Consider the following 12,038-nt stretch of genomic DNA (forward strand, 5'->3'; position numbering starts at 1 on the left):
TCCTTTATGATGTAGTCGCGACGAGATTGGATTCACGCAATAAGCGTTCATACACAGTCGCTGTATACACATTTCGATACTGTTTGGCATATTGTTTCGAACGAGCCCCGTGCACTTCGAGCAGTGCCGGTTCTTCTAGATAGCGACGAATCATCGCTTCTAGTGAATCGATTGTCGGATCACACTTGAAACAATTCACTTCATCATGAAGATGGGCATCAACATTGTTGACCGGGTGACTGACGACAACCCCCATACCGGATGCACAAGCTTCCACAATCGTTAAATTCCCATTCGAATAGGTTGCGGGCAAGACGAGAATATCGGATTCTGCATAGACATGATGCAGTTCGTCCCATGACTGGATCTCATCTAAGAATGAGACATCCGTCAAACCTTCCTGCGCAATATAGGATTGGCATGCCTCCGCCATCTCGCCATCTCGATTCAACCGCATCGATAAATTCGGATAGTCACGCTTCAATCGCTTGAATGCTCCTAGCGCAACGAGCGGACCATATCGCGCAACGAGACGGTTGGCAAACAAAAGTCGAATCGGATCTCCTGATTGTTTTTGTCGTAAAGGATGGGAAAAGTGTGCCTCGATGTCCATAGGGTATGGTGCATCGACGACACGCTCTGGTGGGAAGTCAAATTCTTCTACAAACTGCTGGGCCGCGACCTCTCCCATTCCGAACAACAAATCGGCTCGTTTGAACAAACGATGAAATCGAGCTGTTTTTTGAGGGCCATCCTGTTTTTGAAGCAGTCGGTCATCCGCAGATGACTCACCTGAAACGTTACGAATCGGTTCGCTCAATACAACCACCTTCACACCAAATCGTTTAGCGACTTGAAGGATGACGGCATGGTATGGCGTAAAGCCTCCGAGTAGTAATACGTCGGGGCGAAACCGGGCGAGTTGGAAGAGAGCATCCATCGATACGTAATTCGTACGTTTTGAAAAGAACGTCCCTCGAAGAATGCGACTATGCTCACCGAGTGGAATACGCCACCAATCCGGTCGCATGCTCGAAACGGCTTCATAGAACCAAAATTCAGCATGAAAATGTTCTTGGAGAGCGTCACAAAACTTTACTTGGTAAGGAGAGGCGATGTTTGAGATGAATACTAACTTTGGCTTGTTCATGATATTCACCCGATCCGTTTGACCGAAGTAGGAACGGTCCAGTGTGAGAGTTCTTCTTGAATGTACGGTAACGTCAACAACAACTCTTTCACTTCTTCCACGCCGAGCTGTCGTGTGTTGTTCGAATTGTACTCCCCTTGCGCGGTCAGTTCCTGACTCCCTTCGCTGAAGTACTTCTCATAATTCAAGTCACGGTTATCGGCCGGAACACGGAAAAAACCGCCCATATCTTCAGAAACGACTTTCTCTTCTCGCGTCATCAACGTTTCAAACGCCTTTTCGCCGTGCCGGGTCCCGATGACCTTGATGGGAAGGTCGACCCCGAACAACTGCTTCAACGCCTCAGCGAGTACGCCGATGGTCGATGCTGGTGATTTTTGAACCATGATATCTCCTGCGTGCGCGTGATGAAACGCAAAGACAACGAGTTCGACCGCATCAGCCAGACTCATCAGGAAGCGGGTCATGAGTGGATCGGTCACCGTGAGCGGCTCCCCTTTTTTAATCTGTTCGACGAATAAGGGAATGACCGACCCACGGGATGCCATCACGTTCCCGTAACGTGTCCCACAGATGAGCGTACGGTCCGGTCCGACCGCACGGGCTTTGGCGACGAATACTTTTTCCATCATCGCTTTAGAGATCCCCATCGCATTGATCGGATAGGCCGCTTTATCCGTCGATAGACAGATGACCTTTTCGACACCCGCTTCGACCGCGGCATTCAGGACGTTCTCTGTTCCTAAAATATTTGTCTTCACCGCCTCGATGGGAAAGAATTCGCAGGACGGAACTTGTTTCAAGGCCGCCGCGTGAAAGACATAGTCCACACCATACATGGCGTTCTTGACACTATTTGGGTCTCGCACATCTCCGATATAAAATTTTAACTTGTCATGATGATAGCGATTGCGGACGTCCTCTTGTTTTTTCTCATCGCGTGAGAAGATGCGGATCTCTTTGATATCCGTATCGAGGAAGCGCTCCATCACGGCATTCCCGAACGATCCGGTACCACCTGTGATGAGCAACGTTTTGTTCGAAAACATAAGAAGGCTCCTTTCTATGCTGTCAATTCCTAGGTGTATGGAGTGTGGTATGTCATCATTTACCCGTAACGCATCACTTGAATTGGTAAGTTAATGGAAACGGTTATCATTTTTTCGCAACATGCATCATCTTTTTTTCTTCAGGCGTCGGAGTCGGTGGGTGGGCCCCCTCGACGATGCCTTCACGGAGGATGACGTTTCGAATCGTCAATCCGATACAGCGCAGATCGAACCAAAATCCCATATGTTGCACATACTCTCCGTCGAGTCTCGCCTTCACATCGATTGGGAGCTCATCGCGTCCTTTCACTTGTGCCCACCCCGTCAATCCAGGTATAGCCGCCGTCGCCCCTTCCTGCCGTCGCGCCGCGATCAAATCCTCTTGATTCCAAAGCGCGGGTCTCGGACCGACAATCGACATTTCTCCTTTCAAGATGTTCACCAATTGCGGTAACTCATCGAGACTTGTCTTTCGAAGAAATGCACCGACCCGGGTGATATGCTTCGTCGAGTCGTTGAATAAATGTGTCGGGACGTCGTTCGGTGTGTCCTGATGCATCGTGCGGAATTTATACATCCAAAATCGGGATTCGTTTTGACCGATCCGTTCTTGTTTAAAGAACACCGGTCCGGTCGAATCAAGTTTGATTAGAAGGGCAATGATGAGTAGGAAGGGTGCGAGCAGGAGCAGTGCCAATCCGCTGAGTGTCCCGTCAAAGATTCGTTTGAACGTCGGATATCTCATGACTCACACCTCCTTCTTCTCGGTCGGCGTGCCACTCTGTTTCCACACTTCCCGCATGACGTAGTCGGTGTAGGATAACAGGATGCGCAACACTTTATCCGAAACGTTCGGCATCGCGTAATCGTTCACGAGTCGCATCGGACCTTCCGTTTCCTCTAAAATCCGGAGCGCCTGTAGCACGCGATCTCGTTTTAATCCGACCATCATCGCCGTCCCTTCTTCCATCGCCTCCGGTCGTTCGTGCGCCTGTCGGATATTCAATCCTTTCATGCCGAGAATCGAACTTTCTTCACTGATCGTCCCGCTGTCCGAAAGCACAGCCTTCGCATGTAGTTGTAAGTGCACGTAGTCACTGAATCCGAGTGGTTTAAGGGTCCGGATATTCGGATGGAGCGTCACGCCACTCTCACGGATACGTTTGGCCGTCCGTGGATGGGTGCTGACGATGAGAGGCAGTTGATACGTGGCTGCGACCGCATTGAGTGTGTCGACCAAGTCGAAGAAGTTCTCGTCATCGCTGATGTTTTCATCTCGATGGGCTGAGACGACGAAGTAGTTACCCGGTTCAAGGTCTAGTCGGTCGAGTACGTCAGACCGCCCGATTTTGTCCCGTTGCCGATGCAGGACTTCATACATCGGGCTCCCCGTCTTGATGATCCGGTCAGCCGGCAATCCTTCCCGTAGTAAATACTCGCGGGCGATGTCGCTGTAGGTGAGATTGATGTCCGCAATATGGTCGACGATGCGTCGATTTGTCTCTTCAGGGACGCGCTCATCAAAGCAACGATTCCCCGCCTCCATGTGAAAGATTGGGATTCGGTGACGCTTCGCGGCGATGGCGGCGAGACAACTGTTCGTATCCCCGAGCAATAACACCGCATCGGGCCGTTCTGCCGTTAAAACCGGATCGATTGCGATGAGGATGTTCCCGATTGTAGCCATGGGACCGTCTGCGGATGCATCTAAAATGTAGTCTGGGGTACGCAGCCCGAAGTCCTCGAAGAAAATTTCATTCAGTTCATAGTCATAGTTTTGTCCCGTGTGAACGAGGACATGGTCGATGGCTTCAGAAGCTTCGAGACGAGCCATCACCGCGGACAATCGAATGATTTCCGGCCGTGTACCGACAATCGTCATCACTTTGAGTCGTTTCATGTTGTTCCCTCCTAGGACGTATGGTGAGTGGATAGGATGCGTAGTTTCAATTGAGCGAACATCTGACGGAATATCGATTTCTCCGTCTCATCAAACGCGAGACCCCACATGAGGAGCCCATATATACCGACTAGCACAATTCCTTTCACACCGAAACCGAACCAGTTCGATGCTGGGAAGAAGAACTGGATGCTCCATCCGATGAGCGTATACAGGAGTAGGCCGGGCAACAGTTTCAAGTGACACATCTGAAAGAAGTTGAGGATATCAAGACCGAGGACCCGGTGATAAATGACATTCATATATAGAACAAGTCCGACGATGTTTCCGATACAGATGGCGACCGCTGCGCCGATTGGTCCAAAATGCGGAATCAACAGCGGCGATAACGTCATGCTGATGACGGCGACAATCAACGAGGCGAACGCCCGATATTTCACTTTATTTTCGGCAATCAATGTCGTGTTGCCGATGTCTTGCGTCAACGTGATGAGACTCGGGGCGACGAGCAACAGTGCGATGACGTAGGAATCTTTAAATGCGTCACCGACCCATAGGTGCATGAATTCTCGGCCGAGGACGAAGAATGTCGTAAGAATCAATCCGACGATGTACAGTTGAATCCGACCGATGCGAACGAACAGCTGTCCGATGGCCTCTCGGTCATTCCTTGAGAGCATCCGGCTCACCTTTGGTAGGAACAAAAAGCCGAGCGCCGAGGCGATGGTCCAGACGTACCCTTCAATCACCATCCCGACCGAGAAGAGCGCAATCGAAGCACTTCCCGCTAAAATCCCAAGAAGACTCGGCGTGATATTGAGGACGAACCGCTGTGCCACCAGCGTGACCGTACTCCAAGAGGTGAAACTGAAGATGTCCTGATACATCCCTTTCTCCCGATTTCGGAAATTGGCGCGGACAACTGTCTTTCGCCGGATAAAGAGATATTCGACGAGAAGGACGATTGTGCCGACGAGCGCATTGACGATAACGAGTGCATAGAGTCCGTATCCGAGGAGCAAGGCCGTGACCATCAAGGCGACTATCCCGACCTTTTCAGCAAGATGCAGCGCACTCGAGAAAAGAAATTGTTCATGGGATACGAGGATACCGGAGAACGGTTTCGTTGGGAACGAGACGACGATGAACAACCCCGCCACGACGTAGAGGACTTTCAACTGTTCGAGCTCGTTCGCTGTCAAACTGGCGTAAATGGAGTCGAGAAAGAAGTATACGATCGTGAGGATGAAGAACAGGACAATCGAGATGGCGATGAATAGCTTGTAGGCGATTCCTAAGAAGCGACCTGCTCGTTCATGATCTCCTTCGGCCATATATTTGCTCATAAATCGTGAGACGGCCGCATCAAGGCCAAAGTCCATCGCGAACATACTAATCAACGAAGTCGTCAACATATACAACCCGTAACTCGCCTGTCCGATTTCGTGAATCATCCATGGTGTATAGATGAGTCCGGATAAAATCCCGAAAAAGATTTGCGTGTACGACATCATCGCCCCAATTTTGATTTTCCGGTTACTGCTCGCCTCATCCACTGTCATACGTGTTGACATTTCTCTCACCTCCTCGATTTACCAGAAGAACGAATACACCGGAGCATCTTGAATGAATAACAGACCGAGAATCATGACGGCCGAATAATAGACGACGAGTCGTTCTCGTTGTTCGAACGTGATGACAATCTCTGGAATCATGAGCAATAAGAAGAGCGAAAAATATTGAACAAGCCGCATCATCGACGGATTGATGAATGTCAGCGGCAAGAGACAGGCGGCGAGTAATAAGGCATTAAAGAAGTGAATGGCGGCTGGATTATGCTGTAAGATGACGTCTCGTCGCCATAGCGCAACGACGAGGACCGTGATCAGCATGATACTGAAGTTGACGGCACCGGCACCGTCTAACGCACTGTACGTGTCGTAACCGGATAGTTGGACCAGTATGTCAAAGAAGGTGTTCCGAAACAGGAACAGGCCGATGATGACCCCAAACATCGTCATCAAATACGCCTTGGTCAGCTGCTTATTGGCCAAAAAGTAAAACGGGAGGAAGATGAGCGCCGACTTATGAATCGTCATGGCTACAAATACGATGAGGAGGAACCACCCGAGTTTACGAGCACGGACGAAGTGATAACCGACGAGCACGACGAGTGCCGTCGCAATTGTTTGACGTAGCCCCGTGACGGCGAAAAATTCGTAAAACAAGACCGAGAAGAGAAGGAAGCTAATGAGTGCCTCGCTTGAATATTTATAAATGAAATATCCGAGCGGAATCATGAAAATCATCGCTACGATCACGAGATACACTTGATAGTCCGTGATCATGTATTGCAAAAGACGCTGGAACAAGTAATATCCTGGATCTTCACTCTCCGTGAATAGAATTTGAAAGAAACGATCCGTGAACGCATGAAGCGGTAGGGCTTGCGATTGAAGGAAGAGCGCCTTATATTGGGCTGTATCATCTCCGACCGAGATATCTCGAAGACCGGACAAGACAATCCATTGAATCGTGGCAAATGAGACGAACCAACCGCGTCGACTTGGAATGTCATGACGCATCAAGAGCAGTGCCCAACCGATCAACATCGCGATATTGATTAAATAGATTGTCATCTCCATCCCTCCTCCCTAACGATAAATCAAGTTCGTCATCCCTCGATAAAGTGACAGCAAGTTTGAAAACAAGATTCCATTCCATCGGAGCCAATGATATTCTATCGGTCCAAAGTAACGAGTCACATCACGGGTCGCTAAGTAGCGTTCTCGAACGTCCGTCGCGTTTTCTTTGAACGTATGCTTCAAAATGATGGATGTCAGTTCCTCTCCGTTCTCTCGGACTTCGACGTCCTGCAGCAAGCGCTCCAAATAACGATTTGATTCCGTCGTGGCCCGATGCGCAATTTTTTTCGTCTGCTGTTCACCGTGAATCCGAGAATAGACGAGTGGCTCACGCATCACATAAAAGTCGTATCCGTCGAGTGCCAGTTCGACCCAACAGATCCAGTCTTGAATGAATCGGTCCTCTAACGAAAATCGGCGATGGTCGAACGCTTGTCGTGGAATCAAGAGGGCGCATCCGTTCAAGGTCGAGGATAAAAGCAGATGACGAAACATGTCTTGACTTGGATAAAAGCCCGCTACTTTCCGTTGCACCCGCCGAATCGGATCCCCATTCTCGTCAATGAATGATGTGCCTGTAACGAGAATCGTCTGGTTCATCGGGAGCTTTTGTTGACGCATCACGTCGAGCTGTCGTTCGATTTTTGTCGGTGCGTATACGTCGTCGTGACTAAGCCATGAAAAGAATTCGCCTCTCATCTCTTCGATTCCACGATTCAACGCACTCGAGACACCACCGTTTTCCTTTTCTACGTAACGAATCTGGTCACCATAGCTTGTCGCGATGGCCTCGGTTTTTCCTTCATCGGTCGAGCCATCGTTGACGACGATGACTTCAATCGCCGGATAGGTCTGCGCCAAAGCACTGTTGATACATGACCGTAAATAATCACTCCCGTTATAGACCGGGATGATAATAGATACGAGTGGTGTCATAAGACGTTCCTCACTTTCTCCGTTTGCAGTTCCTCGTACACATGAAGATAATCCTCCGCCCGTTCGTATAGGTCGAACCGTTGACGTGCCTCGTTGGCACAGGCGATTCGTGAGATCGAGGCATGTCGTAGACGTTCGAGCCCATCCATTAGGTCAGGAACAGATCGCGTCGCGACGACGACACCTGTTCGTTCGGTAACGAGTTCTGGACTCGCTGTCGAATCGAGTACAAGGACTGGTGTGCCGCATGCGAGTGCCTCCGCCGTCACATTGCCGAACGATTCTTCTTCCGACAGGTTCAACAGGACATCTGCTGCGGCATAATAGGAAGCCAACTCCTGCGAATCATGTGTCTCCTGAATGTGGAGCACGTTCGCCGGAAGCTTTTGTTGTGTCGGCATATGACCGACCAACACGATTTGGTCGGTCGGTCTCGCTTTGGCCAACTCTAGAAACGCCGTCAGTCCCTTCGCGTCACTCCAATGACTGGCGACACCTAATAAAATCGTTTCGCCCGTCAATCCGAGTTTCGCCCGTAGAGGGACCGCATCTTTAGGTGTGAAGGTTTTTAAATCGACCCAGTTATGGATACGGCGTATGATTGTCGCGTGTTGAAGGATTGAAAAATGGGCTTCCATCGTAATCCAATCCGATACACCAATCACCGCCAAGCGCGGAATGGCTTCGAACCATTTCCGTTTGTCCGCCAACATGTCTTCGGTCCGATCGACAAACCAACTCGGAATGTCGTCTTTCAGAAGTGGACATTGCCCACATCCGTCCTTCCACCGATCGCAACCGACCGAGGTGTAATGCGTACATTTCCCGGTGAATGGCCAACAATCATGTAGCGTCACAACGGTTGCGATGTCATGCATTGCCAAATAATCAAACAAAGTCTGGAGATGAAGATAATTGGCGTGCAGATTATGAAGATGAACCACGTCCGGTTGAAAGCTGTCTAGAAAAGTGACCAGCTCGGCAGTCGGCCGCTTCGACGTATAGCCTTGGCGCCCGGTTACCCGAGAATGGAGGGCATGCCATTTCGTTTCCCATGCCTGTCCGATCACCACACTCGTCTCGGTCACCGGTCCGGTCGAATGGGCAATTCGAACGTGATGACCGTGAGAGGCATGGACGAATGCGAGCTCTTTACACATTCGTCCTGTACTCTTCACTTCATTGATGGCGTTGATATGAAGAATATTCATGTCCGACACCTCACTCGTATGCGTAGTAGGTGTTGTTATCGCGAGAAGAACGTTTATTGAGAACGAGCCCGAGAAGATGAGATCCAGTCCGTTCCAACTGTTCTTTCGCCTTCAGGACGAGTTGACGATCGGAGTTCTCACATCCGATGACGAGAATCGTCCCGTCAGATACATTTGCCAAAAGACGGGCATCCGCGACATGCATCATCGGTGGTGTGTCGACAATCACAATATCAAATTGATTGCGTAGATCACTAAGGACGTCGGCCATACGTGACGACGCGATCAATTCAGTCGGATTCGGTGGAATCGGACCAGCCGCCAACAACGTGAGTCGTGGAATGTCGGTTTTTTGCAGTGCATGATCGAGCGAGACGCGCCCTGCCAATACAGTCGATAGACCCGCATGCGCCGACAACTGGAACGTTTGATGTGCAGTCGGCTTACGCATGTCGCAATCAATGAGGACGACGTTTTTACCAAGCTGTGCATAGACGACTCCTAAATTGGCGGCGGTCGTCGACTTCCCTTCCCCAGATGAAGCAGACGTGATGGTGATCATCTGGAGCTTATGCCCGACGGACGTGAACTCTAAATTGGTTCGAATCGTGCGATACTGCTCGGAGATTGGAGATTTCGGATTCGACAAGGTGACGAGGTCACGCTTTTTATAATCAAGACGATTGGCGTTCTTTTTTCGACCGAACATGCGAAACGTCTCCTTTCACTTGGGGTGTCGGTTCTTTCACATTTTTATGTTTTAAGTCGCGTCGTTCAATCGTCGGGATCGATCCGATGACTGGCAAGTCAAGCAACCGCTCTGCCTCTTGTTCATTTCGAATCCGTTTATCGAAGACGTGTCGCAACAAGCCAATAAATCCACCAATCAAAAAACCAGCGAATAGACCGAGTGCAGTATTGAGAACGACATTCGGTGAAACCGGAGCTTCTGGCACTTCGGCAGGTGATAAGATGCGAACGTTGTCGATGTTCATCAAATCCGGAATTTCAGAGACGAACACTTCACTGATCACATTCGCTGTTTCCGCTGCCACGACCGGATCGTTTGCGGTAACGAACACGTTGATGACTTGTGACTCTTCTTCACTTTCTACCGTGAGTGCATCCGAGAGGGGGTCTGGCGCGTTCGGTACCTGTTCTTTGACCTTCTCGAGAACAGCCGGACTCCTCATGATGACGCGATACGTATTGACGAGTGAAAGTGACGATAATACTTCCGAGCTGTCTACGCGGTTGTCATTTTGTTGCGTAACGAGTAGAACTTGTGTGGACGCCTCATATTTAGGCTGAATGAATGAAGTGCTCAAATAGTATGCGAGGAGTCCGCTGAGTACCATACTCACGAACAGCAACCATCTACTCTTTTTGAGCACTTCCACGAGATCGCCCACGATCGTCGTTTGTTCCTTCATGTTGATTTCCTCCCTATAGACAGAGTGAACAGGCGCAGGTTAACTGTAGTACCTTCTTACCCCCTTCATCTTGACAATCGAAAAGAAGGATTTATCATTTTTTCGCAACATCATGTCATGATGCCGTTCCGCATTCTTCTTTTTCATTGCAGTCATGAAGACAAAACAAAAAAGTGAGGGACGAAACCCTCACTTTGCTGGTACTTTAATTTGATTGAATGATTCATTTCATCGCTTTAAATCATGGACCGCCGTCACCGGATGATAACCGGGTTCCCACGTATGATCTGCTCGGAGCGTCGCATCAGAAACGAGAAAATAGTCGTCCCGTCCGTTCCCCGGTTGATTCGGGATTGGGTCGTTCCACGTCGTATCAAGATGGTACCATTCGTTATTCACACGGACCAGGTTCCATGCATGAAGACCGCTTGGCACTTCCCCAGAAATGTAACGCGCTTCGATACCCGCCGCATCTAACAACAAGAGCGTCGTCAGTGCATAGCCTTCACATACTCCCTCCCCGTTGAACAAGATGGAGTACGGCGTATATGGGCTCGACTCACTATCTAGATTGTAGGCGGTATGTGAGACAACATAATCATTGACGTATTTAACCTTCCCGACCTCGTCCAGATTTTGTGGCATATCACGGATCACATTGGCGACACGTTCTTGTACTTTCGACGCTTCAGAAGCGGTCATATCATAGTTGAGTGTCATCTCCAGAGTTACAGTACCGTTTTGTTCAACCCATTTTGTTTCTCCTCCACGCGACAAGCGATACACGTAAATATGATGTCGCTCGATCCAGTCCCACGCGGCATCCAGCATCTGTTGCATATTTCCCGTGTCCCCTGTATAGGGAAGCGAGAATGCTTCATCAAATCGTGTCATGTGATAAGCGATAGCCGTCCCAAGCGTCTCCGGTGAATCGATTTCATACGGTAGCTTGAATGTCTTACCGAGTACCGTTGTCTCACTTTTGACTTGCTGCGGATCAAACCAGTTCGCCATATCAAACGATTTCGCTTCTTGCGTGATGATGTTTCCACCCACACCGGCAATCACGAGAAAAATCACGGTCAATGCCCATCTTCCAAATAGAGCAAACGATGACAGCCAGCCGTATTTCAGTATACGATTCAGCTCATCGTTGACGGCTTGTTCAAGTTGATGGCGTTTCATCAAATTTCGTCCATTGAGCTGAAAGACGACACCGCGATAAATGGGGTCTAGTATATCGAACTGACGACCGGGATGATGTTTTGCACTGCGCAACGCATGACGGGCAGAGAACAAGCCAGCATGTAATCGCGTATGAATTCTAAACAATTGAAAGGCGCGCACTCCTAACAGACAACTCAAAGGTAAACAAATCAATAATAAGACCGTTCCAATGATTGTAGGATTCATAGATTCACCCTCGTAATTTTATTCACTTCAATTGTCATTATAGCCCATCAGATTATTAAATATGTATAATAATGGATTTATTGTCTCGTAATCCTTTTTTATCACATGTCACAACTTTGTTGATAATTCTTTAAAAATAAAAAAATGTAAGCGTTGACATTTCAATTTCACCCATGCTACATTTCAAGTATCAAATAACAACTGAACGGTATCCTGCGCAGGAATGTTACCTTTAGTGGGCATAACCTGGCTCGAGTCGGATGAATGACGTGATTTCACGTTCTTCATTTGACCCGGGTCA

At 49.1% G+C, this 12,038-nt stretch carries 11 protein-coding genes; all 11 read right to left on the bottom strand.

Translation table 11 applies throughout. The features are described from left to right. Positions 1 to 4: 4 nt before the first annotated feature. On the bottom strand, positions 5 to 1,150 hold the full coding sequence (locus KNO90_RS04735; RefSeq protein WP_214741981.1) for a glycosyltransferase family 4 protein: 1,146 nt from the start codon (positions 1,148 to 1,150) through the stop codon (positions 5 to 7). 5 nt (positions 1,151 to 1,155) lie between these two features. Next, positions 1,156 to 2,199: a polysaccharide biosynthesis protein gene (locus KNO90_RS04740; protein WP_215113116.1), complete on the bottom strand. Its 1,044-nt coding sequence runs from the start codon at positions 2,197 to 2,199 to the stop codon at positions 1,156 to 1,158. Between the two features lie 106 nt (positions 2,200 to 2,305). Beyond that, positions 2,306 to 2,944 (bottom strand): sugar transferase, encoded by a 639-nt coding sequence (locus tag KNO90_RS04745; RefSeq protein ID WP_214741983.1) that lies wholly within the window; start codon positions 2,942 to 2,944, stop codon positions 2,306 to 2,308. A 3-nt stretch (positions 2,945 to 2,947) separates the two neighbouring features. Further along, the gene (wecB, locus tag KNO90_RS04750; RefSeq protein WP_214741984.1) at positions 2,948 to 4,099 is read right to left on the bottom strand and encodes a non-hydrolyzing UDP-N-acetylglucosamine 2-epimerase; all 1,152 of its coding nucleotides are present in this window, start codon (positions 4,097 to 4,099) and stop codon (positions 2,948 to 2,950) included. 11 nt (positions 4,100 to 4,110) lie between these two features. Then, positions 4,111 to 5,673 (bottom strand): oligosaccharide flippase family protein, encoded by a 1,563-nt coding sequence (locus KNO90_RS04755; RefSeq protein ID WP_214741985.1) that lies wholly within the window; start codon positions 5,671 to 5,673, stop codon positions 4,111 to 4,113. A gap of 18 nt (positions 5,674 to 5,691) precedes the next feature. Continuing rightward, positions 5,692 to 6,738 (bottom strand): EpsG family protein, encoded by a 1,047-nt coding sequence (locus KNO90_RS04760; protein WP_215113117.1) that lies wholly within the window; start codon positions 6,736 to 6,738, stop codon positions 5,692 to 5,694. 15 nt (positions 6,739 to 6,753) lie between these two features. Next, entirely contained in the window at positions 6,754 to 7,680 is a 927-nt protein-coding gene (locus tag KNO90_RS04765) for a glycosyltransferase family 2 protein (protein WP_215113118.1), read from the bottom strand. Further along, positions 7,677 to 8,891, bottom strand: a complete 1,215-nt coding sequence (locus tag KNO90_RS04770; RefSeq protein WP_215113119.1) for a glycosyltransferase — start codon at positions 8,889 to 8,891, stop codon at positions 7,677 to 7,679. Before KNO90_RS04770 ends, KNO90_RS04765 begins: the two co-directional genes overlap by 4 nt. A 10-nt stretch (positions 8,892 to 8,901) precedes the next feature. Next, positions 8,902 to 9,600 carry a CpsD/CapB family tyrosine-protein kinase gene (locus tag KNO90_RS04775; RefSeq protein ID WP_215113120.1) on the bottom strand — a complete coding sequence of 233 codons (699 nt, stop codon included), beginning with the start codon at positions 9,598 to 9,600 and terminating at the stop codon, positions 8,902 to 8,904. Next, entirely contained in the window at positions 9,566 to 10,324 is a 759-nt protein-coding gene (locus KNO90_RS04780; RefSeq protein ID WP_215113121.1) for a YveK family protein, read from the bottom strand. The genes KNO90_RS04775 and KNO90_RS04780 overlap by 35 nt, the downstream gene beginning before the upstream one ends. Positions 10,325 to 10,552: 228 nt before the next feature. Next, positions 10,553 to 11,737, bottom strand: coding sequence for a transglutaminase domain-containing protein (locus tag KNO90_RS04785; RefSeq protein ID WP_215113122.1), 1,185 nt, complete (start codon positions 11,735 to 11,737; stop codon positions 10,553 to 10,555). Between the last annotated feature and the right edge of the window lie 301 nt (positions 11,738 to 12,038).

Source organism: Exiguobacterium sp. s63 (genome assembly GCF_018617335.1).
Taxonomy (GTDB): Bacteria; Bacillota; Bacilli; order Exiguobacteriales; family Exiguobacteriaceae; genus Exiguobacterium.